At 59.5% G+C, this 26,608-nt stretch carries 26 protein-coding genes and 2 tRNA genes; 22 read left to right on the top strand and 6 right to left on the bottom strand.

Translation table 11 applies throughout. The features are described 5' to 3' along the window. Nucleotides 1-122: 122 nt before the first annotated feature. The gene (gene serB / locus K3166_RS04850; protein ID WP_247714739.1) at nt 123-1,004 is read right to left on the bottom strand and encodes a phosphoserine phosphatase SerB; all 882 of its coding nucleotides are present in this window, start codon (nt 1,002-1,004) and stop codon (nt 123-125) included. Between serB and miaA the strand changes: the two genes are divergently transcribed. From miaA to K3166_RS04795, 11 genes are all read left to right on the top strand, one after another. Continuing rightward, complete coding sequence (gene miaA, locus K3166_RS04845) at nt 997-1,950, top strand: tRNA (adenosine(37)-N6)-dimethylallyltransferase MiaA (protein WP_221423543.1); 954 nt, start codon at nt 997-999, stop codon at nt 1,948-1,950. The two genes, serB and miaA, sit on opposite strands and share 8 nt — an antisense overlap. Before the next feature lie 97 nt (nt 1,951-2,047). Beyond that, complete coding sequence (ilvB, locus tag K3166_RS04840; protein WP_221423542.1) at nt 2,048-3,796, top strand: biosynthetic-type acetolactate synthase large subunit; 1,749 nt, start codon at nt 2,048-2,050, stop codon at nt 3,794-3,796. Then, nucleotides 3,796-4,095: a hypothetical protein gene (locus K3166_RS04835; RefSeq protein WP_221423541.1), complete on the top strand. Its 300-nt coding sequence runs from the start codon at nt 3,796-3,798 to the stop codon at nt 4,093-4,095. The genes ilvB and K3166_RS04835 overlap by 1 nt, the downstream gene beginning before the upstream one ends. Continuing rightward, a complete protein-coding gene (ilvN, locus tag K3166_RS04830; RefSeq protein WP_221423540.1) occupies nt 4,092-4,607 on the top strand; it encodes an acetolactate synthase small subunit in 516 nt (171 codons plus the stop codon). The genes K3166_RS04835 and ilvN overlap by 4 nt, the downstream gene beginning before the upstream one ends. Before the next feature lie 13 nt (nt 4,608-4,620). After that, nucleotides 4,621-5,655, top strand: coding sequence for a ketol-acid reductoisomerase (ilvC, locus tag K3166_RS04825; RefSeq protein WP_221423970.1), 1,035 nt, complete (start codon nt 4,621-4,623; stop codon nt 5,653-5,655). A 31-nt stretch (nt 5,656-5,686) separates the two neighbouring features. Further along, nucleotides 5,687-6,292, top strand: coding sequence for a DUF6151 family protein (locus K3166_RS04820; protein WP_221423539.1), 606 nt, complete (start codon nt 5,687-5,689; stop codon nt 6,290-6,292). Nucleotides 6,293-6,296: 4 nt separating this feature from the next. Next, entirely contained in the window at nt 6,297-7,445 is a 1,149-nt protein-coding gene (locus tag K3166_RS04815) for an alpha-hydroxy acid oxidase (protein WP_221423538.1), read from the top strand. 179 nt (nt 7,446-7,624) lie between these two features. Next, the gene (gene leuA / locus K3166_RS04810) at nt 7,625-9,319 is read left to right on the top strand and encodes a 2-isopropylmalate synthase (protein ID WP_221423537.1); all 1,695 of its coding nucleotides are present in this window, start codon (nt 7,625-7,627) and stop codon (nt 9,317-9,319) included. A gap of 121 nt (nt 9,320-9,440) precedes the next feature. Next, a complete protein-coding gene (locus K3166_RS04805; protein ID WP_221423536.1) occupies nt 9,441-10,256 on the top strand; it encodes a hypothetical protein in 816 nt (271 codons plus the stop codon). 23 nt (nt 10,257-10,279) lie between these two features. Further along, nucleotides 10,280-11,329 (top strand): amidohydrolase family protein, encoded by a 1,050-nt coding sequence (locus tag K3166_RS04800; RefSeq protein ID WP_221423535.1) that lies wholly within the window; start codon nt 10,280-10,282, stop codon nt 11,327-11,329. Nucleotides 11,330-11,410: 81 nt separating this feature from the next. Next, nucleotides 11,411-12,379 carry an NAD(P)H-dependent flavin oxidoreductase gene (locus tag K3166_RS04795; protein ID WP_221423534.1) on the top strand — a complete coding sequence of 323 codons (969 nt, stop codon included), beginning with the start codon at nt 11,411-11,413 and terminating at the stop codon, nt 12,377-12,379. Here the strand turns inward: K3166_RS04795 and K3166_RS04790 are convergent. The 3 genes from K3166_RS04790 to K3166_RS04780 all read right to left on the bottom strand — a co-directional run bounded on the left by K3166_RS04790 (nt 12,376) and on the right by K3166_RS04780 (nt 14,309). Continuing rightward, nucleotides 12,376-12,906, bottom strand: a complete 531-nt coding sequence (locus K3166_RS04790; RefSeq protein ID WP_247714738.1) for an AHH domain-containing protein — start codon at nt 12,904-12,906, stop codon at nt 12,376-12,378. The genes K3166_RS04795 and K3166_RS04790 overlap by 4 nt on opposite strands. A 3-nt stretch (nt 12,907-12,909) precedes the next feature. Beyond that, nucleotides 12,910-13,698: a hypothetical protein gene (locus tag K3166_RS04785; RefSeq protein WP_221423533.1), complete on the bottom strand. Its 789-nt coding sequence runs from the start codon at nt 13,696-13,698 to the stop codon at nt 12,910-12,912. A gap of 125 nt (nt 13,699-13,823) precedes the next feature. Next, nucleotides 13,824-14,309, bottom strand: a complete 486-nt coding sequence (locus tag K3166_RS04780) for a flavodoxin family protein (RefSeq protein ID WP_221423532.1) — start codon at nt 14,307-14,309, stop codon at nt 13,824-13,826. Nucleotides 14,310-14,393: 84 nt separating this feature from the next. On the opposite strand from K3166_RS04780, the gene recJ reads away from it, so the two are divergent. From recJ to phoB, 11 genes are all read left to right on the top strand, one after another. After that, nucleotides 14,394-16,181: a single-stranded-DNA-specific exonuclease RecJ gene (gene recJ, locus K3166_RS04775; RefSeq protein WP_221423531.1), complete on the top strand. Its 1,788-nt coding sequence runs from the start codon at nt 14,394-14,396 to the stop codon at nt 16,179-16,181. Nucleotides 16,182-16,266: 85 nt separating this feature from the next. Then, a tRNA-Glu gene (locus K3166_RS04770) sits at nt 16,267-16,341 on the top strand. Between the two features lie 42 nt (nt 16,342-16,383). Next, nucleotides 16,384-16,458 (top strand) — tRNA-Glu (locus K3166_RS04765). A gap of 65 nt (nt 16,459-16,523) precedes the next feature. Further along, a complete protein-coding gene (locus tag K3166_RS04760; protein ID WP_221423530.1) occupies nt 16,524-17,696 on the top strand; it encodes a sensor histidine kinase in 1,173 nt (390 codons plus the stop codon). 151 nt (nt 17,697-17,847) lie between these two features. Continuing rightward, a complete protein-coding gene (locus K3166_RS04755; protein WP_221423529.1) occupies nt 17,848-19,209 on the top strand; it encodes a porin in 1,362 nt (453 codons plus the stop codon). Between the two features lie 124 nt (nt 19,210-19,333). Further along, nucleotides 19,334-20,377: a substrate-binding domain-containing protein gene (locus K3166_RS04750; protein ID WP_221423528.1), complete on the top strand. Its 1,044-nt coding sequence runs from the start codon at nt 19,334-19,336 to the stop codon at nt 20,375-20,377. Between the two features lie 17 nt (nt 20,378-20,394). After that, nucleotides 20,395-21,780 carry a phosphate ABC transporter permease subunit PstC gene (gene pstC, locus K3166_RS04745; protein WP_221423527.1) on the top strand — a complete coding sequence of 462 codons (1,386 nt, stop codon included), beginning with the start codon at nt 20,395-20,397 and terminating at the stop codon, nt 21,778-21,780. Continuing rightward, nucleotides 21,773-23,023, top strand: a complete 1,251-nt coding sequence (gene pstA / locus K3166_RS04740; protein WP_221423526.1) for a phosphate ABC transporter permease PstA — start codon at nt 21,773-21,775, stop codon at nt 23,021-23,023. The genes pstC and pstA overlap by 8 nt, the downstream gene beginning before the upstream one ends. Before the next feature lie 38 nt (nt 23,024-23,061). Further along, complete coding sequence (pstB, locus tag K3166_RS04735; RefSeq protein ID WP_221423968.1) at nt 23,062-23,808, top strand: phosphate ABC transporter ATP-binding protein PstB; 747 nt, start codon at nt 23,062-23,064, stop codon at nt 23,806-23,808. Between the two features lie 13 nt (nt 23,809-23,821). Then, nucleotides 23,822-24,493: a phosphate signaling complex protein PhoU gene (gene phoU, locus K3166_RS04730; RefSeq protein ID WP_221423525.1), complete on the top strand. Its 672-nt coding sequence runs from the start codon at nt 23,822-23,824 to the stop codon at nt 24,491-24,493. 70 nt (nt 24,494-24,563) lie between these two features. After that, entirely contained in the window at nt 24,564-25,253 is a 690-nt protein-coding gene (phoB, locus tag K3166_RS04725) for a phosphate regulon transcriptional regulator PhoB (protein WP_221423524.1), read from the top strand. Here phoB and K3166_RS04720 read toward each other — a convergent pair. Continuing rightward, nucleotides 25,250-25,975, bottom strand: a complete 726-nt coding sequence (locus K3166_RS04720; protein ID WP_247714737.1) for an extensin-like domain-containing protein — start codon at nt 25,973-25,975, stop codon at nt 25,250-25,252. The genes phoB and K3166_RS04720 overlap by 4 nt on opposite strands. Then, a complete protein-coding gene (locus K3166_RS13430) occupies nt 25,972-26,607 on the bottom strand; it encodes a LysE family translocator (protein ID WP_247714736.1) in 636 nt (211 codons plus the stop codon). The genes K3166_RS04720 and K3166_RS13430 overlap by 4 nt, the downstream gene beginning before the upstream one ends. Nucleotide 26,608 lies beyond the last annotated feature (1 nt).

The raw sequence follows: 26,608 nt of genomic DNA, 5'->3' as shown, positions 1-26,608 counted from the left end.
CCAGATGCTCCAAATGCGTAATGACGAACTCCAGTGCATCTCTCGGCAAGTACCGGGATATGTATAGATATTAATCAAAAATACCGATTGGAAGAAATCGTCACGGAAGTATTTATATGGAACTATTCGATCCAATTCTCGCGCGGGATACCCAATAGCGAAAGGATCGAGGTGAGGTTTTCGCTGACGATCCTTCCATTGGCAGCATCGCGGGCCTTGGGCTTCGCGCGGTAGGCTATCCCGTAGTCGGCCGCCTCGATCATCGGAATGTCATTGGCACCATCACCTGTTGCCAAGACCCGCGCACCTTCACCCAGTGCGGAACGTTCATTTTCCAAGGTTGCCAGCTTGGTCGACGCATCGCTTACTGGTCCGGCGAGCTTTCCGGTCAAATGTCCGCCGGAAACGGCAAGCCTGTTCCCAACCGTTCGCTCGAACCCCAATTGTTCTGCGACCCTGTCAGCAAAGTGATGGAAGCCGCCAGTTACCAGCACAGTGCGGCATCCGTGGTTCTTGAGCGTCTGCACAAGCGTGCGGGCACCGGCAACCGGCCTGATACGCTCTGCAAGGCAGCGGTCGATGGCGGGCTCACCCAGCCCCTCGAGCAAGGCCACCCTCTCCCGCAAAGCTGATTCGAAATCCAGTTCGCCCCGCATTGCGCGTTCTGTTATTTCGGACACGCGCTCCTTGAGCCCCGCATAATCGGCCAGCTCGTCGATACACTCCTGTCCGATCATGGTGGAATCCATGTCCGAAACGAACAGGCGCGGTATCTCGATATCGTGATCCGCAACCAGCATATCGCTCTCGCCGAAATGCTCGGCCAGGATGTTTGTGACATGGCGCAGATCGCCGTGGGGAAGCGAAATCTGCAGGACGTCGCCGCAGAAATCCAGCATGGCGGCCGCCGCAACGGGCATGCCTGCGGCATCCAGTGCGGCACTTGCCGCATCCAGACGGGTTTCCAGCCTGTCCTGCTCTGCTATCAGCCGGGCGATGAGCACAAATAATTCCCCTGACAATCGACCTGTAGCGCTCATTGCAGGGCCGACCGCGAGCGGCAAGACCGATCTGGCGGTGCAGTTGGGGAAGACGCTGGAGAAACATGGCCGCCGCGCGGTGGTCATCAATGCTGACAGCGCCCAGGTCTATGCCGATCTCCGCGTGGTATCAGCCCGGCCAACCGATGAAGAAATGGGCGGTATCGAACACCGCCTGTTCGGCGCCTGGGACGGTGCCGAAGCGTGCTCTGCAGCAGACTGGGCAGATGCTGCCAAGAAAGAAGTGGCTCAGCTCCATTCGGAAGGTGCAGTTCCGATATTGTGCGGCGGCACCGGCCTTTACATGCGCACATTGCTTGAAGGGATCGCCCCTGTACCCGCCATCGATCCTTCCATTCGCACGCAAGTCCGCGAGCTTGGCAAGGAGGATGCGCGCGCTGCCCTGGAGGCAGAAGACCCCGAGGCCGCAACTCGCCTCGCTCCGGCTGACGTGGCACGCACTTCGCGGGCGTTGGAGGTCGTGCGCTCGACCGGGCGGACCTTGAAAGAATGGCAGGCCCGCAAACAAGGCGGCATTGGCGCAGGCGTCAGTCTGCACCCGCTGATCCTCCTGCCCGACCGTGAATGGCTGTTCGAGCGCTGTGACCGCCGCTTCACCATGATGATGGATGGCGGCGCGGTCGAAGAGGTTTCCGCCCTCCTTGCACGCAATCTTGATACTGCACTCCCGGTCATGCGCGCCATCGGCGTGCCAGAGATTGCAGCCTACCTCAAAGGCGAACTATCGCAGGCTCAAGCCATCGTCGCTGGCCAGACCGCTACACGGCAGTACGCAAAGCGGCAGTATACCTGGTTCAGGCATCAGCCGCCGGACTCATGGCCGAGACTGGAAAACAAAATGATCTCAATCGAGGACATTTTTGTTTCTTTGTTACGCGAACCGAGTTGACAACGTTCCTTTCGTTACTCATACGGAAGGTCCAGTCGGCCCGGTGCTATGACCCCAGCGCCGGGCCGATTTGTGACTCGTAACGGAGGAAATACTCGTGTCGGAAGAGCGCAGCGGCGCCGCGATCCTGATTGAATGCCTGAAGCGGCAGGGTGTCGAATTCGTATTCGGCTATCCCGGCGGCGCAGTGTTGCCGATCTACGACGAGCTTTTCGCTGATGATAATCTGCGTCACATACTCGTGCGTCACGAGGCCGGCGCAGCACACGCTGCCGAGGGCTATGCCCGGTCCACCGGCAAGCCTGGTGTCGTTCTTGTCACCAGTGGCCCCGGTGCCACCAATGCAGTGACCGGCATTGCCGACGCTTACATGGATTCCATCCCCATGGTGGTAATCACGGGTCAGGTTCCCACCGCGCTGATCGGAACAGACGCATTTCAGGAAGCCGACACTGTCGGTCTGACGCGCCACTGCACGAAGCACAATTACCTCGTCAAAGACCCCGAGCGCCTGCGCGCCACGATTGAGGAAGCGTTCCGCATTGCGACCACCGGCCGGCCCGGCCCCGTTGTCATCGACATTCCGAAAGATGTTCAGATCGCCCTCGCATCCTGGGACGATCAGGACGAGGCGCCCCTGCCCTCGCACCGCTACCAGCCGCAAGTGGATGGCGGTGCCTCCGAGATCGAGCAGGCAGCAGCCATGCTTGCTGCGGCCGAGCGTCCCATTTTCTATACCGGCGGCGGGGTCATCAACGCCGGCCCGCGCGCCACCGAATTGCTGCGCCGACTCCAGAAGGCAACCGGTGCACCGGTCACCAGCACACTGATGGGTCTGGGCGCATTTCCAGCCGATCATCCCGACTGGCTCGGAATGCTCGGGATGCACGGAACTTACGAAGCCAATATGGCGATGAACCGGGCCGACCTGATCGTAGCGGTTGGCGCGCGCTTCGATGACCGCGTGACCGGCAGGCTCGATGCCTTTGCGCCGCAAGCCAAGAAAATTCACATCGACATCGACCGGGCGCAGATCAACAAGATCGTGCCAGTGGATCTTGGCATCGTTGGCGACTGCGCCAACGTCCTCGACCAGATTCTGCAGCAATGGGGCAGCCGGAAGGCAAACGACCTGTCGGAATGGCAGGCCCGCATTCTCGGCTGGAAAGCGCGCGATTGCCTTGCCTATCCGGAACGCAGCGATGTGATCATGCCGCAGAAGAGCATCGAACGGCTCTTCGCGCTGACCAGGGACCGCGACCCGATCATCACCACCGAAGTCGGCCAGCACCAGATGTGGGCGGCGCAGTATTTCGGATTCATGGGCCCGAACAAATGGCTCACCAGCGGCGGGCTTGGCACGATGGGATACGGCCTGCCCGCAGCCATCGGTGCGCAGCTCGGCAATCCCGACAGCCTTGTGATCGACATCGCCGGCGAAGCCAGCATCCAGATGAATATCCAGGAGCTCGGCACTGCCAGCCAGTTTCGTCTGCCGGTGAAGGTCTTCATCCTCAACAACGAGTACATGGGCATGGTCCGCCAGTGGCAGGAACTGACCTATGAAAGCCGCTATTCGAACAGCTATTCCGATAGCCTGCCTGACTTCGTGAAGCTGGCCGAGGCTTACGGCTGGAAGGGCATCCGCATCGAAGATGAAAGCCAGCTCGATGACGGTATCGAAGCCATGCTCGCGCATGATGGTCCGGTGATGGTGGATTGCCAGGTGGCCAAGGATGCAAATTGCTTCCCGATGATCCCGAGCGGCGCAGCACATACGGAAATGCTGCTTTACGGCGACCACGTAGGCGGCACGATGGACGACGAAGCAAAGGCGCTGGTTTGATGGGTATGCTCGCAAGAATCCCGACCGAATTTGAGCAACGCGCAGAGCGTCGTCGCTGGTTCAGCCGCGAGGATGCCGGGCGATTGCTCGACTGGCTGGAAGACAACGGACACCGCTTCATCGGCCTAGACGTCGCTGAAAAGCGCGACGACGGGAACTGGGCTCTGCTCCCCGATCAGCTGGACCTGTCGCGCCAGACCGATAATTTCGAGGCGGTTCGGATGGGCCGCGTGTTCCTCAATGAATACGACGGCGATGGCCGGATGTTCGAGCCCGTTTGGCAGGAGCGCAGCGAGTGAAGATCGCAGAGCAAGCCAGCGAACGGCACGTCCTCAATGTGATCGTCGACAACGAGCCGGGTATCCTTGCCAAGATCACCGGCCTGTTCACCGCTCGCGGTTACAATATCGACAGTCTGACCGTGGCCGACATTTCGGAAGATCACGCTATCAGCCGGATTACTATCGTCACCCGCGGGCCGGAACCGGTAATCGACCAGATCCGCTCGCAGCTTGAACGGCTGGTGCCGGTGCACAAGGTCATCGATCTGACCGAAGAGGGATCGCACGTCGAACGCGAACTCGCCCTCGTGAAGGTGGCGGGCAAAGGCGATAACCGGGTCGAAGCACTGCGTATCGCCGAGCTGTTCCGCGCCAACGTCGTAGACACGACTACCAGCAGTTTCGTCTTCGAACTGACCGGCGCGCCGGACAAGATCGACAGTTTCATCGCCCTGATGCGCGAACTCGGCCTCGTCGAGGTCGGCCGCTCGGGGATCGTAGGAATGATGCGCGGTGAAGGCCGCGTCTAATATGGGGTTAGAAATGCAAGTCTATTACGATGCCGATTGCGACCAGCAACTGATCAAGGACAAGAAGGTCGCCATCGTCGGATATGGCAGCCAAGGCCACGCCCATGCCCAGAATCTGCGCGACAGCGGGGTTGGCGAGGTCGTCATCGCGCTGCGCGAAGGTTCTGCAACGGCGAAGAAGGCCGAAGGCGCAGGCTTTACCGTCAAAACGGTTTCGGAGGCGGCAGAGTGGGCCGATGTCCTGATGATCCTCGCACCTGACGAGCATCAGGCTGCGATCTACGCGAACGAAGTTTCCGGCAAGATGAAGCCCGGGAGCGCGCTAGCATTTGCCCACGGCCTCAACATCCACTTCGGATTGATCGACCCGCCCGCAGACGTCGATGTCATCATGATCGCGCCCAAGGGCCCCGGCCACACCGTGCGCGGCGAATACATCAAGGGCGGCGGCGTTCCGTGCCTCATCGCGATCCACCAGGAAAGCAGCCAGTCCGGCGACAATGGTTTCGCCAAACAGCTCGCCCTTTCCTATGCCAGCGCCGTCGGCGGCGGCCGGAGCGGCATTATCGAGACCGATTTCAAGGAAGAATGTGAAACCGACCTGTTCGGCGAACAGGCAGTCTTGTGCGGCGGCATCACGCATCTGATCCAGGCCGGGTTCGAGACGCTGGTCGAAGCAGGCTATGCGCCGGAAATGGCCTATTTCGAATGTCTCCACGAAACCAAGCTGATCGTCGACCTGCTTTATGAAGGCGGCATCGCCAACATGCGCTATTCGATCTCGAACACCGCCGAATACGGCGATATCAAGACCGGCCCGCGCATCATCACGGAAGAAACCAAGGCCGAGATGGGCCGCGTGCTCAAGGACATCCAGTCAGGCCGGTTCGTGAAGGATTTCGTGCTCGACAACCAGGCTGGGCAACCCGAACTCAAGGCCAGCCGGAAAGCTGCTGCTGCCCATCCAATTGAAAAGACCGGTGCGCAGCTGCGCGCGATGATGCCGTGGATCGGGGCGAACAAGCTGGTCGACAAGGACAAGAACTGAACGATAGGTACGCGCTCATGGGAATTTTCTTGTGAGCGCGTCTATCGAACTGCCCTTTGCCTGTCGCTGCGGCGAGGTCACGGGTGTGATTGAACACGCGACCGCCGCACAAGGCGATCACGTCGTCTGCCATTGCACCGACTGCCGCGATCTTGTTCGCCATTTCGGTCAGGAAGATCGCATTCTCGACGAGCATGACGGCACGGCCTTGTATCAGTCCCGCTGCGCAAGGATGCGCATTCACCAAGGCAAGGACAAGCTTGCCGGGCTGCACATGACGAATGGTCCGACACTGAGGTGGTACGCGTCCTGCTGCGGAACACCGATGTTCAACACCTACAAGAATGCGCGCATTCCCTATGTCACAACCATATTGGCGAATTGTGATGCGGAGGGCAGAAAACGCCTCGGCGAGCCGCTCGGTCATCTCTTCCTCGGCGATGCCAAGGGAGACACCTCCAATTTGCGACCCTTGTCCATGAACAAGTTGCTGCGCCGCTTCTTGCCTCGCATGATCAAGGATATGCTGTCGAAGGATCGCCGCCGCACCGAGTTGTTCGATGCCATAACGCTGGCTCCCATCACCGAGCCTTGCCATCTGACCGACATCGAGCAGAAACATTTGGGTCGGAGTTGATCGTATGCGCCTGACAGACTGTCACAATATCGATGACTTCCGCCAGCTTGCGCGAAAGCGACTGCCATGGCCGGTGTTCGACTACATCGATGGCGCAGCAGACGATGAAATCACCAAGGCGCGCAACACAAGCGCCTTCGACCATGTCGATCTGGTACCTGATGTTCTTGCCGGAGTGGGAGAGATCGACACATCCTGCACCATTATGGGCCGGCAAAGCGCCCTGCCCCTGATGCTCAGCCCCACCGCTCTCCAGCGAGCATTTCACCGGGACGGTGAGCGCGCCGTTGCGCTCGCGGCGGAAAAATTCGGCTTGTGGTTTGGTATCTCCAGCCTCGCGACCCATTCCATCGAAGAAATAGCCAGCCTCACGAGCGGCCCGAAGCTGTTCCAACTCTATGTTCACAAGGACAAGGGCCTCAACGCCTCGATGATCGAGCGTTGTCAGGAGGCAAAGTTCGATGCGTTGGCGTTAACCGTGGACACCATCGTTTCAGGCAAGCGCGAACGGTGCCTGCGTTCGGGCTTCACTACCCCGCCCCGCTTTTCCGCGTCGTCTTTGTGGAGCTATGCCACGCGGCCCTACTGGACGCTGAATTACCTTTTCTCGCCCAAGTTCCGACTGCCGAACCTCGATGACCACGTGCGGGAGGGGACCGGCAAGGCTGTCAGCATTCAGGACTATTTCAACACCATGCTCGATACGAACATGGACTGGGATACGGCGGCCCGGATCAGACAGGACTGGGGCGGCACTTTTTGCCTCAAGGGCATCATGAGTGCGGCCGACGCACGTCGCGCGGTGGACATTGGTGCCGACGCGATCATGATTTCCAATCACGGCGGCCGACAGCTCGACGGGAGCCGCGCACCTTTCGATCAATTGGGCGAAATCGTTGACGCTGTCGGCGGCGAAATCGAGATTATCTGTGACGGCGGCATCCGGCGCGGCACCCATGTGCTGAAGAGCCTGTGCACAGGGGCAACGGCGGCCTCTGGCGGGCGGCTCTACCTCTACGCACTAGCTGCTGCGGGCCAGGCTGGTGTCGAGCGGGCACTCGGCATCCTGAAAGACGAGATAGAGCGCGGAATGCGTTTGATGGGCGTGACCAGTGTGAAACAATTGACCCCAGACCGCCTACGCTGGCGTTAGAAATGCAAACTACACCTTGTCGCCAGCGCAAATATGCGCAATGTCTCATCCCATGAACGGCATCGGACTCATTCTGCGACTTACACGCCCTTGGGCGTGACCTTGGCGTGCCGACAGGGTGCGCCGCGCACCCAAGGGCTAAACTGACCTTCGCAGACCTTCCGATACGAGTACCCCCAATGTCCATGCTTAGCGATCCAAGCGCCAAATATTCAGCATTTCCGCAGGTCCCGATTACTGACCGCCAGTGGCCAACCCGCACCATCACTGCTCCGCCGCGGTGGCTGTCGACCGATCTGCGCGACGGTAATCAAGCGATTGTCGACCCGATGGATGCGCACAAGAAGAACCGCTTCTTCGACCTGCTGGTGGAAATCGGCGTGAAAGAAATCGAGGTCGGCTTTCCCAGCGCAGGTGCGACCGAGTTTGATTTCATCTCCGGCCTTGTCCAGTCAGGCCGTGTGCCGGACGATGTTTTGGTTCAGGTCCTGACACAAAGCCGCGAGGATCTGATCCGCACCAGCTTTGCCAGTCTCCAAGGCGCAAAGCAGGCAATCGTGCATCTCTACAATGCGGTCAGCCCGGCATGGCGAGAAGTCGTCTTCGGGATGACCAAGGACCAGGTCCGCGAGATTGCTGTTACAGGCGCGAAGGTCATGCGCGACGAGGCTGCCAAACAGCCCGGTACAAAATGGACCTTTCAATACTCACCCGAAACATTCTCCACTGCAGAACTCGATTTCAGCCTCGAGGTTTGTGAAGCTGTCATGGGCGTGCTGGCACCCACTCCCGAGCATCCGATCATCCTCAACCTGCCCGCAACAGTCGAGGCGGCAACGCCCAATATTTACGCCGATCAGGTCGAGTACTTCATCCGCAACCTCCCAGACCGCGACAGCGCCGTGATCAGCCTGCACACGCATAATGACCGCGGCACAGGCGTTGCAGCGGCTGAGCTCGCCTTGATGGCAGGCGCAGACCGCGTCGAAGGGTGCCTATTCGGAAATGGCGAGCGGACGGGCAATTGCTGTCTCGTGACGATGGCACTCAACATGTACACTCAGGGGATTAATCCCGATCTCGATTTTTCGAACATCGACCGCGTGATCGAAACGGTCGAGTATTGCAACGAGCTCCCCGTCCATCAGCGACATCCCTATGGCGGCGAACTGGTCTACACCGCGTTTTCCGGCAGCCATCAGGACGCAATCAAGAAAGGCTTCGGCGCCCACGAGGTCCAGAACGACCCGCAGTGGCGCGTCCCTTACCTTCCGATCGACCCTGCCGATCTGGGCCGCAGCTACGAGGCCGTAATCCGCGTCAATTCACAGAGCGGCAAAGGCGGCTTTGCGTGGGTACTGGAACAGGACCAGGGCCTCAAATTGCCCAAGAAGATGCAGGCCGACTTCAGCCCGCATGTCCAACGCATGGCAGATGAACTGGGCCGCGAACTCAACGCGTCAGATATCTGGCTGGCATTCCAGCAAGCCTATCATGTCCAGACCAGCGGCAAGCAATTCCAGCTGGTCGACTACGAAGAGAGCCGAACGAGCGACGGTACGCGCATTTTCACTGGCCGGATCGAAGTCGGCGGAACCCCGCAAAGCGTTTCGGGGCGGGGAAATGGCCTTATCTCCTCGGTCCTCTCGACGATCGAGGACGCGTTCGGTCTCCAGCTTGAAATTGTAGACTATAGCGAACATGCGCTGACGGCCGGCCGTGACAGTAGGGCAGCAGCCTATCTGGAATGCCGCACCAATGACGGCAGATCACTGTGGGGCTGCGGAATCGACGAAGACATCGCAACCGCCAGTGTCAGGGCAGTTCTTAGCGCCGCAAATTCTGCTCACCTTCTTGCCCAAGCCGCGAAATAACTGACAACGTTGAGAAAAAATTACGGCGTTTGTATACAATCCGGTCGCTTCGCTTATACTTAGAGAGTGGTCGCAATCGCATACATACAGCCCCCCAAGGCTGCCGTGAGAAAGCGTGTCCGTGGAAGAGCCGTCCTTCGTAGTTAGAGCCGATCAGCTTCCAGCGCTGTACTATCTGGACCGCAACCACCCGCGGCCGGAACGCCTCGAGTGGATCAATCGAGGCACCGATTCCAAGCTCAGACCCTCCAATGTCGACATGCTGCTTCGCACCCTCTTTCGCGGATCAGGCTCGCCAAGCTTGAAGAAGCTGCACGAATCTGCGGGACTGCGCGCTGTTTTTTCGAACGAAAGCCAGCGTGAACGATTTGCGCGAGCCTTCGTGGACGCGCGGCGTCAGCTCTATTCCAAGTCCACGCACATGGTGACCGCCATTTTCGACAGTCCTGAAATTGCCGAGAAAGCGGTTGAGGAACTGGGCAAGATGGGAATTACGGATGAGGCGATTTCGCTAGTCTGGCGAACCAGTCAATATCTCGACACACAATACGAGACAGCAGATGGCCACGGTTATCTAGGTATTGCGTCCGCGATGGCTGGGGGCGGTCTTGCCGGCGCCATGCTCGGCACCGCGATCCTGCTCATTCCAGGGGTAGGACCGGTCGCCGTGGCAGGCGCACTGACAGGCTCGGCTTTTTCCTCCATTGCGACGGTTACAGGCATCATCGGCGCCACCGGTAGCGGCATTGCCAAGATGTTGACCGATCACGACGTCGACGGCGTTTCTGCGACCCTTTACGAACAGGAAATAAGGCAAGGCAAAGTGTTCGTGTCGGTCGATTGTGTCGAAGGGGGATGCGATCCCGATGCGATTCATGCCATGATGCAAAAGGCCGGAGGAGAGACGGCAGGGATGAACGCGGGGAGCCTCGCGTAGCCCGGTGAAAAAGGAGAGTCAGAATGCCCGAAGCAATTCTCGAACCCGACCTGCCGATCATCGATCCGCATCATCACCTTTGGGATCTACGGCCGCTAATGCCTGCGTTCCCTGAACCCCGGCACGATTTCATCGAAGCAATCGCGGGCGCTGCGTACTACACATTCGACGAATTGCAGGCGGACACAGGTAGCGGCCACAATATCGTCGGCACCGTTTTCATGGAATGCGGCGCATTCTACGATGCCAGCCGCGACGAAGCCATGAAGCCGGTAGGCGAAGTGGAGTTCGTCAACGGGGTCGCCGCGCAGGGCGCTAGCGGACTATACGGCGACTGTAGGCCTTGTGCCGGCATTGTGGGTCATGCCGATCTTACGTTGGGCGACAAGGTCAAACCGGTCGTCGAAGCACTGATTGCAGCAGGCAATGGACGCTTTCGGGGAATCCGGCACGCTGCTGCATGGGATGCTGATGCCGACGTACTCGGCCCTCCGTTTCACGCGCCCGAAGGCCTTTATTCCAGTGACGCCTTCCGCGCCGGATTTGCGGCATATGGCGAATACGGCCTGACATTCGATGCCTGGTTGCTTGAATCACAATTAGGCGACGTTCTCGAACTGGCAAAAGCATTTCCTGACCAGCAGATCATTCTCGACCACTGCGGAACACCGCTGAACATCGCCAGCTATCGGGGCAAATTGCACGAGAATTTCGACCGCTGGCGCGCTTCAATTCATGCGCTGGCAGACTGCCCGAACGTCGCGGTCAAGCTGGGCGGCCTGGCAATGGCTTTTTGCGGTATGCCCGAAGAAGGCCCTGCCCGTGGTTACGGGTCCGAACATCTCGCCGCCTTATGGCGTCCATATATTGAAACCTGCATCCAATCCTTCGGTCCGGAACGGGGAATGTTCGAAAGCAATTATCCCGTCGACAGATGGGGTGCGAGCTATCCTACCCTTTGGAACGCGTTCAAACTTCTGGCCCAGGGACACAGTGAAGACGAGAAAGCGGCCCTCTTCGCAGGCACTGCTGCGCGGATCTATGGGATCGAGCACGTGCTGCCGAGCGGCTGACCTTTACGTAACGTCACCCTCGACAAGGACGACGCTGCACCATAGGCGTTCCCTCACAATTCGTGAGAGGAGCCTACCCGCATGAGCCTGCCCGCACCCTTCGACAAGCTTCGCATTCCGGTCATCGGATCGCCCCTGTTCATCGTTTCAGGTCCCGAACTGGTCATTGCGCAGTGCAAGGCAGGAATTATCGGCAGTTTTCCGGCACTCAATGCTCGACCACAGAGCGAGCTGGACGAATGGCTTCACCGCATCACCGAAGAACTTGCGGCGCATAATCGCGATAATCCGGATCGTCCCGCAGCGCCCTTTTCGGTCAACCAGATCGTTCACCGCTCGAATGACCGGATCGAGGCGGACATGGAAACCTGCGCCAAGTGGCAGGTTCCGCTCGTCATTACTTCGCTCGGTGCGCGCGAGGAAATCTTCAATGCCGTCCGCGGATGGGGCGGCATCACGATGCACGATGTGATCAACAACCGCTTCGCCCGCAAGGCGATCGAAAAGGGCGCCGACGGCCTCATTCCCGTCGCGGCCGGGGCTGGCGGCCATGCCGGAACGCTCAGCCCGTTCGCATTGATGCAGGAAATCCGAGAATGGTTTGACGGGCTCATCGCACTTTCAGGCTCGATCGCTCACGGTCGTTCAATCCTTGCCGCGCAGGCGCTCGGTGCAGATTTCGCGTATATCGGTTCACCGTGGATCGCGACTGAAGAAGCCAATGCAGTCGATGGCTACAAGCAAGGCATCGTGGAAGGCAGCTCAGACGGCATCGTCTATTCCAACCTGTTCACCGGCGTGCACGGCAACTATCTCCGCTCTAGTATCGAGAACGCGGGCCTCGACCCTGAAAACCTGCCGCAAAGCGACCCGAGCAAGATGAATTTCGGCAGCGGCGGCAATACCAAGGCCAAGGCCTGGAAAGATATCTGGGGATCGGGCCAAGGCATCGGGACAGTCCGCGAGGTTGCGCCTGTCGAGGACATGGTCGCGCGTCTAGAGCGTGAATATATCACCGCGAAGGAAGAACTGGCTCAGCGTATAGCTTAGGCGGCAGAACGCCATAAAATCTCGGCCATTGCGTCGAGGTCGGAAAAGTCGAGATCTGCGCCAACAGGATCCCTGCGATTGAGCCTGATTGGCCGCCCCTCATCCAGCAGGCGGCGGCGCAAGGCTTTTTGAAGCAGCCCAAGTCGCAACAAAGCCTCACTTGCAGCTATGTCCGCATCCGCAAGGCGTGCCTTTGACCATTGCGCTTCAACCGATCCGACCCGGTCTATCACCATCGCATTATAGTCCCGGTGCGGGCCGCGGTGAAGCGGAAGCAATGTCCGCTTGGCGGCTGGTTCGCTGGAAGGCAGGAGCAGACCATTGATGCGGAAATCATCAAACCCGATCCGCTCACGCCCCAGCACTGCAAACATGGAACCGAAGCAATCGGCATTCAGCAGCTGGCGCGGCAATATGTGATGGCGTTGCAGAAAGGGATCGTGCCCCGGAAACCCGCGGCGATTGACCGAACGAAACGGCAGGCTGGCCCTGAGACCAGCACCTGATTTGCGACCCGGTAGTGTCACGGATTACATCAGCGTAACCTCGATGCGCCCACCCGGCATTGGTTGAAGGATAACTTTGTGATCGCGGTCGATTTGGAGTTCAGCGATATCCCTGACCGGACCGTTCGCCACCAATTCGTGCACCAATCGCACAATCAGGCGCGTGGCGGCGACGCGATCTTCAGACAAAGCGTAATCCAGAACCAGCTCTTGCCCGATAAACCAGTTCAGGCCGGTTGTTTCCAATGTGCCCGCCTCGCTCATGCTCAGGCCGGTCAATCCAAGAGCGGGGAATGGTCCGCCATCAATCCAGTTTCGCACCGCACCGCTGAAGAAACTCGGGGCGATGGCAGACTTGGCAGGAGACCAGCAGATGGCCTGTACTGCATCCAACGTATCAGTAAGCGTGGCGGCGATATCGAGCATGGATCGGACCACAGGCAAACTGTTCGCGGCATCTGCGAGATGCGGTCCCGGAACCAGCGCCACTGCATCCAGCGACCCTGTCTCGAGATCGGCCGGCAAGTTGAACCGTTGGACCACATCAGGCACGGCGACTGCAGGTCCCGGAGCAAGTCCGAGGCAGTCGAACGTCATTCCCCAATGCAAGACCTCGAGCCAGTCACCCGAGCGATTTGCATTCGCGGCACTGGAGGATTGCACGTGCGGAACATCGTCCCGGAAAGGATCGTGACTGATTGAAATTCCGGGATTTGCGCCAAGCGCATCGATCAAGGCGGCGCGACCCGGGCGAGCACCTTTGTCGAACAGGAAAAACAGGCCATCGGCGCTATGCGATGGCCCAATAGGCACTGCCTTTCCCCGCCGCATTTTCCGAACCCGTCCCCAATCGCCCTTCAGTCTCAGACCCTTAGCGCAATACTGAAATCCGTCGAGGGCTTGCGAGGATTTTACATCCATTAACGACCTAGTTCAGTTCAGAAGATTCCTTCGGTCAACCCTTCTGCAAACCCTTGCCCCAGCTGGAAAGCCTGCTCGATATCGGCTTTGCCGAGAGACTTGTGAGCCATAATCTCCTCAGGGGTTTGTGCGTATGTCTTCACGATTACAGGTTCAGCGATGCGCTTCAGCCGCCACCCCTTGGCAATGCGATCGATTTGTCGCTGGGCGCCTTCGCCATCGGAACCCGCTGCAATCAAGGTTGCAAATGGGCGACCTTCGATACGGCCCAACACCGGATAATAACACCGGTCGAACATCTCTTTCATCAGCCCACTCATGGTGGCCAGGTTTTCCGGACACACGAAGAGGTATCCCTGCGCCTCCAGCAAATGCTCCGGCTCTACATCTCCCGCCCAAAGAAGGTTGCCGGCCTCACCGGCGCCATCCTTCGCGGCGCGGGCAAGCGCTTCGCTGGCACCGGTACGGCTATGCCAGGCTATGAGGAGGGATGGAGGCGTCATGACACCTTAGAACATCGCTTACCGCTGTAGATTGTCAATGCCGCGGCGCTTGCCGCCAGTCCTGCCGTCACAGTAAGAAGGGTAATGGCCACTTCTGCCCTCCCCCATGTGTTCGGTGTCTCTCAATCTCTGACAGGGCGCGCATGGCGATGGCGGGGCGGCAACATGGACCTTGGTCAGGGTAACTTCGGAAATGGCGAGGATATCGTTCGCCAGATACTGCTGGCGCGGGGTGTCGATCAGGATGACTTGAACAGGCATCTCTCGCCAACCCTGCGCGACTTTCTTCCCGATCCATCCGAGTTCAACGACATGGACGTGGCCGCAGAACGAATTGCACAGGCCGTGCTCGGACAGGAAAAGATCACGGTTTACGGCGATTACGACGTCGACGGCGCGACAAGTTCGGCGCTCCTGATCCGTTTGCTACGTGATCTTGGTGTGGACGCTGACTATTACATCCCTGATCGCCTGCTGGAGGGTTACGGGCCGTCTGGCGAGGCATTGGTCAAACTGGGGCAAACCGGTTCGAGCCTTATCGTTACAGTCGATTGCGGCGCCATGGCACACGAGGCGCTCGGCATGGCCAGAGATGCCGGGATCGATGTCATCGTGGTGGATCACCACAAGTGTGCTGCGGATCTTCCCCGCACTGCCGCTCTCGTCAATCCGAACCGCCTCGACGAAAATGATCTGGCTGCGGCACATGGCCACCTGGCCGCCGTCGGCGTCGCCTTCCTGCTGGCAATTGCCTTGGTCCGCACCCTGCGTGCGCAAGGCCATTTTGACGACCGGAAGGAGCCTGATCTTCTTGCGCTGCTCGACCTGGTGGCCCTTGGAACTGTCGCCGATGTCGCGGCTTTGCATGGCCTCAACCGAGCTTTCGTTGCGCAAGGCCTGAAGGTCATGGGCAAACGCGCGAATATCGGAATGTCCGCCTTGATCGACGCCAGCCGGTTGAAGCGGGCACCTGCCTGTTCAGATCTCGGCTTCGCACTGGGTCCCCGCATCAATGCAGGGGGGCGTGTGGGCGAATCCACACTTGGTGTTCGCTTGCTGACGACCGAGGATGCAGAGGAAGCTGCCGCGATTGCCGATCAGTTGTCGGCGCTCAACGAGGAACGCCGCGCGATAGAGGCGGAGGTCCAGCAGGCTGCGGAGGAGCAACTCGGCGCGCAGCACAACCGGGCGGTTCACGTGTTGGCGGCAAACGGCTGGCATCCAGGCGTGATCGGCATCGTTGCCGGACGCATCAAGGAAAAGACCGGCAAACCTTCTGTGGTTATCGCGATCGACGAGCAGACCGGAGAAGGAAAAGGTTCGGGCCGTTCGATACCCGGAGTCGATCTTGGCGCGGCAATCATCCGGGCGAGCGAGGAAGGGTTGCTGGTCAAAGGCGGCGGGCATGCCATGGCAGCGGGCCTTACGGTTGCAAGTGACAAGCTGGACACCTTTGCCGAATGGCTTGACGCGCATCTGGAAGGAGCGGTTTCACGGGCAAGCGGCAACCGCGAAATGCTCCTCGATATCGCAGTAGCCCCGGGCGGCCTGACCCCCGAACTGGTCGAATCGCTCGATGGCGGCGGACCTTACGGCGTTGGCTGGCCTGGACCGCGGATAGCGGTTGGCCCGGTGCGGCTGGTAAAATGCGACATCGTCGGGACCGATCACGTCCGCCTGATCGCCAGCGGCGATGACGGCCGCAGTTTCAAAGGCATCGCGTTCCGCGCGGCGGAAAGTGATATGGGTCAAGCGCTGCTTCATGGATCCCGAGGGCGGCGTCTGTGGCTCGCAGGCCGCGCGAAGATCGATGACTGGGGCAGCCGACGGCAAGCTGAACTCCACCTTGAAGATGCCGCTTTTGCGGACTGACAGCCGGTCCGGGCATTTGAAGGGTTGACGCCCCGAGCGCCCCCGCATATGTGCGCCGCCACGCCACCGACCCGGTAACGGGTATGGCCCCTTCGTCTAGCGGTTAGGACGCGGCCCTTTCACGGCTGAAACACGGGTTCGATTCCCGTAGGGGTCACCATCGGTGGCGTTTTTGCGTCTGTGGCTTTGCTGCAGCAGGCAAGGCCCCTTCGTCTAGCGGTTAGGACGCGGCCCTTTCACGGCTGAAACACGGGTTCGATTCCCGTAGGGGTCACCACCTCTCCCCATCTTCCGGCACATTGCCGCTGGCGCTGCCCGAAATCGCTCGCTAAGCGCGGCTTCATGAGCGCCCGCTCCTTTCCATGGTCGGCTTTCTCGTTGGCTCTTGCGACCGCTGTTGGACTTCTCGTCCTTGGCGTCGATTTCCTCGTCGTTGCGGTGATGCTGCTGGTGTGGGCAGGATCGCTTTGGCTGGTGGGCGGCACGCCGCCGCCGCCGGTCGAGAAGCAGTCCAATGGCTCTATCTCGCGCGAATCGATGGGCGATCTCTTCGAGCATTCCGAAACGCCAGTTTTGCTCACCGAAGGCGGGCGGGTAATCATCGCCAATATCGCTGCACGCCGATTGCTGGGTACGCACATACTTGGTCAAGACGTAAGAATGGCGCTGCGCCAGCCCGAAGCGGTGAAGCTGCTCGATAGCAACGAGGACGGCGCTGCCGTGATCCGCGGCCTTTCCAGACGCCGCGACATATGGCGAATAAACCACAAGCGACTCAACGGCGATCTTTCGGTCATCGAACTGGTCAACAAGACCGCCGAGGCGGATATCAGCCGCGCCCATACCGATTTCGTTGCCAACGCCAGTCACGAATTGCGCACGCCGCTGGCGTCAATCCTTGGGTATGTCGAAACGCTCCGCGAAGACGGGGCCGACATTGATCCCAAGACAGCCGACAAATTTCTCGGCACGATCCAGCGCGAGGCAAAACGGCTCCAAGATTTAGTCAGTGACTTGATGTCACTGTCGCGGATCGAAGCGGAACGACATGAACTGCCGTCCGAAGTGGTAGACCTTACAGCGCTAGTCAAACGAGCCGCTCAGGACGGAGCCGGGAGCGAGCGCTCGAACAGGCTCGATTTCGAATCCCACGGTGACTTCGCTGTCCAGGGAGACGAAAGGCAGTTGGAGCAACTGGTTCGTAATCTCGTCGATAATGCGATGAAGTACGGCGCGGCGAATAGCAGCGTCACCGTCAGACTGGCACCGCAGGGCGATTCCCGCGTCGTGCTGAGCGTGACCGACCGCGGCGACGGGATCGCGCCGGAGCACCTACCCCACCTCACCCGCCGCTTCTACAGGACAGATCCCGGCCGCAGCCGCGCATCCGGCGGCACAGGACTTGGCCTCGCAATCGTAAAACACATCGTCGAACGCCACCGCGGCAAACTATCGATCGACAGCACGTTGGGCGAAGGAACGCGGGTCAAGGTCTCGCTTCCGCTAGCCGACTAACCGCCGGCGCGAGTTCGTCACCACCCGCGATTCACAGCTTCTCCACAGCGTTTCCACAGGCATTGGTGGCCGCCGCACGGGCTGTCACAAAAGCGTAATGACGTGGTCATAGAGGCGTCATCAGAACGTAACCAAATCCGGATTCTTCGACATGAACTCCTCTATCCGCCTTTCCGTCCTTGCTGCCGCAATGAGCTGCACATTTGCCACCCCCGTTTTTGCGCAAGACGCCTCACCCACTGCTGCGCAGCAGGATTTGGCCGAAATGCGCGCCCAGCTTGCGACCTTGGCAGCGCGCATCGACCAACTCGAGGGCGAACTGGCACAGGAAAAGGCTGCCAACGTCGCGCAAGACGCAACGATCGCCGCCACCGCGGAAGCTGTCGCCACTCCGGCACCCGCTCCCGAACCGCAGGTGGCGGCCTTGGAAAAGAAGGATGGATGGAGTTTCAAGCCGCGCGGACGTCTGATGTATGACGCCGGTTTCACCAGCGTTCCGGATTCGATCGGCCGCGATGATGGGTTCCAGAATGAAGTCCGCCGCGCACGTCTCGGTGCTTCGGGTGATGTCGGCGGCGGTTTCGGATACAAGTTCGAAATCGATTTCGCCGGCAATGAAGTTGAGGTCGCCGACGCTATCCTGACCTACGGTCACGGCGATCTGGAAGTCGCCATCGGCCACCACAACAATTTTCAGTCGCTGGAAGAACTGACCAGCAGCCTGCACACCACCTTTATCGAGCGCGCAGCGTTCACTGATGCATTCGGCTTTGAGCGCCGCATCGGTGCATCGGTTAGCTACGAGAAGGGTATCGCCATCGCCCAGGCAGGCGTGTTTACGGACAATTTCGACGACACCGGCACCAATAATCGCGGGTTCGACGGACGGCTGGTCTTGATGCCTAAGTCTGGCAATACACAGTTCCACTTCGGCGGATCGATCCACTTCAACGAACTTGGCGAAGACGATGCGACGGTCCGCTATCGCCAGCGCCCGCTTGTTCACTTCACTTCCGAGCGCTTCGTCAACACTGGCAATATCGATGCCGAAAGCGAATTTGGCGCTGGTATTGAAGGCGCCGTTATTTCGGGCCCGTTCCACGCCGCGGCCGAAGGCTATTGGCAGAACGTCGATATTCCAACGATGGGGGATAATCCCACGTTCTTCGGTGGCTATGCCGAAGTAGGCTACTTCCTGACCAAGGGCGACACCCGCGGGTACAAGGGCGGCAAGTTCGACCGTACCAAGCCTGAAAATCCGGTCGGCGAAGGTGGCACAGGGTCGGTCCAGCTGAACCTGCGCTATGACTACCTCGATCTCAACGATGCCGGCATTATCGGCGGGAAACAGAACGGTTACCTCGCATCGCTGATCTGGAAGCCGACCGATTACACTCTCTTCAGCCTGAATTACGGCAAGATGGACTACACCGATGCCGTCTACGCAAAGGCCGATGGCGACACCGATTATACGGTGGATGCATTCGGTGTGCGCGCTCAGGTCGATTTCTGATCCATATCCCGCTAGGGGCACGAACATCGATTCGAACCCCTTTTGCGGAAGTCACACTTTTGTCGTCAGTATGTAACAATTTCCCGCTCTTGCGCGGCTAGTTGGACAACCAAGGGGTTTTCAAATGACCAAGACTTTCAAATTCGCTCTCGCTGCAGCTTCGGCTCTGGCCCTCGCCGCATGTGGCGACAATTCTGCTGGCGGCGCCTCGCGCGACCAGATCAAGGCTGTCGGCTCCTCGACCGTATTCCCGTTCTCGAAGGCCGTTTCCGAAGCATTCGCCCGTGACACCCAGTTCGCTTCGCCGATCATCGAATCGACCGGAACGGGCGGCGGCATGAAGCTGTTCTGCTCGGGCGTCGGTGCCGACACGCCGGACATCGCTAACGCCTCGCGCCGCATGAAGGCGAGTGAGTTCGCCAGCTGCCAGGAAAACGGCGTCACCGACATCATCGAAGTCCAGGTCGGCCTTGACGGTATTGCGCTTGCCTCTTCGAAGGGCGGGATCACGATGAACCTCACGCCGAAGATGGTTTACGAAGCTCTTGCTGCTTCGCCCTATGGCGGCGAGCAGACGACCAAGAACTGGTCCGATGTCGATGCCTCGCTCCCGAACGAACCGATTCTCGTTTACGGTCCGCCCAGCACCTCCGGCACGCGCGATGCTCTCAAGGAACTGATCCTTGAAGCTGGCTGCAAGACTGATGCGGCTACCAAGGCGCTGAAGGAAACCGATGAAGATCGCTACGACCAGGTTTGCACCGAAGTTCGCAGCGATGGCGCCTATGTCGACCAGGGCGAGCAGGACAATCTGATCGTCCAGAAAATTGAAGGTAATCCCAACGCAGTGGGGATTTTCGGATATTCCTACCTTGAGGAGAACCTCGACAAGGTGCAGGGCCTTCCGATGAACGGCGTCGAACCGACCTATGCGAACATTTCGAACTTCGAATATCCGGGTGCACGCCCGCTCTACATGTACGTGAAAAAAGCACACCTCGATGCCATTCCCGGCCTCAAGGAATTTCTCTCGACCTGGGCGACCATGTGGAGCAAGGACGGCGCGCTGGCCAAGATCGGTCTTGTCGCCAATCCTGATGATGCGGCAGCCGCAGCCAATGCTGCAGTCACCGAATACACCACGCTCGACGGTTCCGAGCTGAAGTAAGGGTATCAACGCACGTAATGTCGCCAACCATTCTGCTCCTCCTTGCCCTCGGGCTCGGGCTCGCCGGATGGTTGGCGGCTCGCGCGCGTGCGTGGACATTCCGCAAGGAAAGCGCTGACGGACGTCTCGCCAGCCTGCCAAGCTACCATGCCTGGTATGTTGCGCTCTGGATTGTCCTGCCAGTGGCTGCCTTCATCGCCATCTGGAGCGCTGTCGCGCCCGGGCTGGTTACCCAGTCAGTGATGGCTTCCCCCGCCGCGGACCAGCTTCCGGCATTTGGGTTCCAGAGGCAGACAATCTTGAACGAGGCCCGCGCAGTAGCGACAGGTGCCACGCAAGCCGTCTTCAATCCCCTCGCCCGCGAATTTGTCGAACCTTACCGGCAGGCGCTGTCATTCTATAACTGGATTGGCATCGCCGCGACGCTTGTGATCGCCTTCCTCGGCGGCGCTTGGGCCTTCCTGCGCCTGAAGCCCGATTTCGCGGCTCGCACGCGAGTCGAGAAGATCGTCATGGCGATCCTTCTGGGTGCGTCGCTGGTCGCAATCCTGACGACCATCGGCATCTTTGTCAGCCTGGTATTCGAGACCTTGCGCTTCTTCGGCATGGTCAATCCGATCGACTTCCTGTTTGGGACACACTGGGCCCCCGACCCGATGAGCAATCCGGAAAATCCGGATGCTTCACGCTATGGCGCGATCCCGCTTTTCTGGGGCACTCTGTTTATCGGTGCGATCATCGCGATGATCGTCGCCATCCCGCTCGGCCTGATGAGCGCGGTCTACCTCACGCAGTATGCCAACCCGCGGCTTCGTGCCTGGGTCAAGCCGACGCTGGAGATTCTCGCGGGTGTACCGACCGTCGTTTACGGCTACTTTGCAGCCCTAACCATCGCACCGGCAATCCGCGATCTTGCAGTCGATCTGGGTGCCTCGAACCCGTCGAGCGAGAGCGCCTTGGCCGCAGGTCTCGTCATGGGTGTGATGATTATCCCGTTCGTATCGTCGATGGCCGACGATTCCATCGCAGCAGTGCCGCAAGCCATGCGCGATGGCAGCCTGGCAATGGGTGCGACCACCAATGAAACAATCCGCCGCGTACTGGTGCCAGCCGCGTTGCCGGGCATCGTGGCAGGCGTAATGCTCGCGATCAGCCGCGCCATCGGGGAAACCATGATCGTGGTGATGGCAGCATCCACTGCGGCAAACCTCAGCGCCAATCCGCTCGATTCCATGACCACGGTGACGGTCCAGATCGTCGCCATGCTGACTGGCGAAGGCAGTTTCGACCATCCCGCAACGCTGAGTGCCTTCGCGCTCGGGTTCGTGCTCTTCATGGTCACACTGGGTCTGAACTTCATTGCCTTGCGCGTCGTTAAGAGGTTCCGCGAAGCTTATGAGTGAGCGCATTGCCCCCACGCGTACGCCCGCCTTCGAAGCGCGGCTGAAAAAGCGCTACGCAGCTGAAAAGCGTTTCCGCGGCCTTGGTCTTGCGGCAATCGTGTTCTCAGTTGGCGTGCTGATCTATTTGCTCGCCTCGATGACTTTCAACGGCATCGGCGGTTTCCAGCGTTCCGAAGTGGCTGTGCCCATCGACTTCGCGCAGGCTGGCCTGTCGGCTGATCCCGCGACGATGGCTGGCCCAGACGCCGTGCAATCGCTTCAAGGACAGGGCTTACCTGAAGTGGTTCAGTATTTCGCGCAGGAAGCGCTCGGCGAAGAAGCCGCTGAAGAGCTTGGCGCACAAGCATGGCGCGATGTCGCGCAGGCCATCATTGCCGACCCGTCGATAATCCGACAGGAACGGACATTCTGGCTGCCTGCAAGTGCCGATCTTGCCAGCGGTTACGCTGGTGAAGGCTCGGCCGAAATGCAGGCCCTTGCCGCACAGCTCGACGCCGAGGGCAAGATTGACAAGAATTTCGACGCCGGCTTCTTTAGCCGCGCCGATGCCACCAACCCGCAACAAGTCGGAATCTGGGGCGCTTTGAAAGGCTCCATGCTGACGATGGTGGTGACCTTGCTGCTAGCGTTCCCGATCGGCGTTCTGGCAGCACTCTACCTCGAGGAATACGCTCCGAAAAACCGGTGGACCGATCTGATCGAGCTATCGATCAACAATCTCGCTGCAGTTCCGTCGATCATCTTCGGCCTGCTCGGCCTGGCGGTGTTCCTGACGATCTTCCCCAATTTGCGATCGGCCCCAGTGATCGGTGGTATGACGTTGGCCCTGATGACCATGCCGGTTATCGTGATCGCCGGACGCAATGCCATCAAGGCTGTTCCTCCCAGCATCCGCGACGGTGCGCTGGCCGTGGGCGCTTCGCCGGTTCAGGTCGTCTTCCACCACGTCCTGCCGCTTGCCCTGCCCGGTATCTTGACCGGTACTATCATCGGCATGGCCCGCGCCTTGGGCGAAACAGCGCCTCTGCTGATGATCGGCATGCGCGCATTCGTCGCGACACCGCCTGATGGGTTCACTTCACCTGCGACAGTTCTGCCGATGCAGATTTTCCTGTGGTCCGACGAAATCGATCGCGGTTTCGTTGAACGGACAAGTGCGGCTATCATTGTCCTATTGCTGTTCCTCCTGTTGATGAACGGCCTCGCCATCTACCTGCGCAACAAGTTCGAGAAAAAGTGGTGACCGTAGTTCACAAAAATCTGGAAGATACCGACGCCAAGATGAGCGCGCGGGACGTCTCCGTATACTACGGTGACAAGAAGGCGATCGACGAGGTGTCGATTGATATTCCGACTAAGTATGTCACCGCTTTCATCGGCCCGTCCGGCTGCGGCAAGTCGACTTTCCTGCGGACACTCAACCGCATGAACGACACGATCCCCACGGCCCGCGTCGAGGGTGAGATCAATCTCGATGGCGAGGATATCTACAAGTCCGGCATGGATGTCGTGCAACTGCGCGCACGCGTCGGCATGGTATTCCAGAAGCCGAACCCGTTCCCGAAATCGATCTACGACAATGTTGCGTACGGCCCCAAAATCCACGGACTTGCCGAAGGCAAGGACGAGCTTGACGAAGTGGTCGAACGATCCCTGCGCCGCGCAGGATTGTGGGAAGAGGTCAAGGAACGCCTTCAGGATAGCGGCACTGCACTTTCGGGCGGACAGCAGCAACGCCTTTGCATCGCGCGCGCCATCGCAGTGGATCCTGAAGTTATTCTGATGGACGAGCCATGTTCCGCGCTCGACCCCATTGCGACCGCAAAAATCGAGGAACTGATTGATGAGCTGAATGGTCGTTATGCTATCGTGATCGTGACCCATTCAATGCAGCAGGCCGCGCGCGTCAGCCAGCGCACCGCGTTCTTCCATCTCGGAAAGATGGTGGAGTATGGCCGGACTTCTGACATATTCACCAATCCGCTCGAAAAACGAACGCAGGATTACATCACGGGCCGGTACGGATAAGGCTTTGGAAAAAATGCAAGAACATACCGTAAAAGCCTTCGACGAGGACATCACACGCCTTCGCGGACTGATCGCGGAAATGGGCGGTCTGGCCGAAGTCGCAATTCAGCAATCGCTTGATGCGCTGGTGCGCGGCGACGATGAGTTGGCCAAGAAAGTCGTCAAGGCCGACAAGAAAATCGACGCGCTGGAAAGCGAGATCGATAAGCTGGCCGTGCGCATCATCGCTCTGCGCGCCCCTATGGCCGACGACCTTCGCGAAGTTATCGCAGCACTGAAAATAGCCGGCGTCGTTGAACGCATTGGCGATTATTCGAAGAACATCGCCAAGGCGAGCCGCGAGATTGGCGACAATCGCAAGAAGTTCGAGCCTCTCACCCTTCTCCCGGCGATGGCCGAAGTCGCCAGTGAGATGGTTCATGACGTGCTGACGGCCTACGCTGCGCGCGATCCCGAACTCGCCAAGGAAGTCATCCTCGCCGACGAGAAAGTCGACGCCTTCTACAATTCGATTTTCCGCAACCTTGTCAGCCACATGGTTGAAAATCCGTCGATGATTTCAAGTGCGGCGCAGCTCCTCTTCGTGGCCCGTAACCTCGAACGGATCGGGGACCATGCAACCAACGTCGCAGAAATGGTCCACTTTGCTGCTACGGGACTTTATCCCGTCGACGAAGACGGTTGACATAAACCTGTAGCTTAAGGGTCATACGCCGGTGTCCAACGAGAAATCACGCTCGCATGGAGACGCAAAAGTGCAGGCAGCTAAACTACTGCTGGTCGAAGACGACCCGTCCCTCTCTGAACTGCTGGAATACCGCTTTACGAACGAAGGCTATGACGTCCGCACCACTCCGGACGGCGATGAGGCGATCCTTCTTGCGACCGAGGAAACCCCCGATCTCGTCATTCTCGACTGGATGATCGAAGGGACAAGCGGGATTGAGGTGTGCCGCCGCCTGCGCCGGGACAAAACGACAGCTCATGTGCCAATCATCATGTTGACGGCACGCGAAACCGAGGATGACCGGGTCCGCGGACTGGAAACCGGTGCAGACGATTATCTTACCAAACCCTTCTCACCGCGGGAGCTTCTGGCACGGGTTGCAGCTGTGATGCGGCGCATCCGGCCAGTGCTGGCAGGCGAATCCATAGAGCTCGGCGACATCACTCTTGACCCTGTTGCACACAAGGTCAGTCGATCAGGGAAAACCCTCAAACTTGGTCCGACCGAGTACCGCATGCTAAAATTTTTCATGGAAAGTCCGGGCCGAGTGTTCAGCCGGAACCAGCTGCTCGACGGGGTCTGGGGCACCGACAGCGATATCGAGTTGCGCACGGTCGATGTTCACATTCGCCGCCTGCGTAAAGCGTTGGAGATGGATGGTGCAAAGGATCCTGTCCGCACTGTCCGCAGCGCAGGCTATTCGCTCGATCCGTTCTAACGGCAGGTGCCGCGCCAGCGATCGCTCATGTCGAAGTGAAAATGGTCGGCGTGGGCGGAGTTGTAGTCGGGTGAGAGTACGGTAGCGAAACCGTCGCAGGCACCGTCACGCACTCTCCTTAAAAATCGCGCCTTATCACCCTCTGCCAGCCAGTCGCTCAGCACATTGATGCGTGTTCCATCGTCGAGCACGAAACCCGCAATATCCAGCGCATTGGCCGTGGCATGTTCACTCCACGGCCCCTCATCGCGCCCATAAAGGCGACGGCATGAATAGGCTCCCAGGTGTTCGATCCGTGCGATCCCACTCCCGAAGACTTCCCGCGCCGCTGGTTCCAGCGTGTCGCGCTTCCAGATCTGGAGGGCAACGGCCATGGGACAAGTCGTGGGCGGGGTATCGGGTACGAGCGGATATGCATCCAGCCGCGTGCGATCTGTGCGGCGGCAATCGCCTTCGCCAGCAGGTTCCAACGCCGAGAACGCCACCTCGCTTCGCTGTAATACCGCGCGGCACTGCGGGATATCGCTGCGCAGCGCCTGCAGCTTGGCCTGTGTCGCCCAGCCCGGCGGGTCGGACAGGTTGAGGGGTGCCCACGGATCATGCTCGGGATGTGCCGCGAGCCATGATCTCCCGGCGATGAAAAGTGCGGCGAGCAGGAGCAAGGCGAGCACGCGGCGATCGCCTGCGAACTTGCCGATATGCCGTGAAATTCCCAGATTCAAATCTTCGTACCCATCAGATCGACCAGGATCGCGGCCGCTATCAGGATGAATACGATCCCGATGCCGCGATCGATCCAGCTTCGCGTCGCAGCACGCTCCATGAATGTCGCCAGTCGCTTGCCAGCGGCGATGTAGAGCCATCCAATTACAAGGTCTGCCACCAGTGCGACCAGTGCCAATATCACGATCTGCGTTGGGACCGAGCGCTGCGGATCGACAAAGGGCGGAATGATCGCGACCATGTAGACCAGGGATTTGGGGTTGCCGATGGCCACGGCAATTCCGTCGCGAAACGCATGGCCAGACACCTTGCGCGTCGGCGCTGCGCCATCGTCTTCCACGTGGAAAGAATGGCGGATCGCCCTGATGCCGAGCCATGCCAGATAGAGGATTCCGCTGATGGCAAGTATGCGGAAGGCCAGAGGATAAGTGGCAGCAAGCGCGCCAAGGCCGAGTGCGGCGAAGGCCCACCACACGAAATACCCGATTTGCATGCCCATCAGCGCTGCCCAGCCCGAGCGCGGCCCGCGCCAGATTGCCTGGCTCATCACGAACATCATCGAGGGCCCGGGCACGATACTGGTGGTCGCAGTGACCACCAGAAATGCAGCGAGGGTCTCAAGGCCGATCATC

It is taken from the genome of Qipengyuania psychrotolerans, assembly GCF_019711355.1.
GTDB classification, from domain to species: Bacteria; Pseudomonadota; Alphaproteobacteria; order Sphingomonadales; family Sphingomonadaceae; genus Qipengyuania; species Qipengyuania psychrotolerans.
This window is presented reverse-complemented; position numbering and strand designations above follow the sequence as displayed.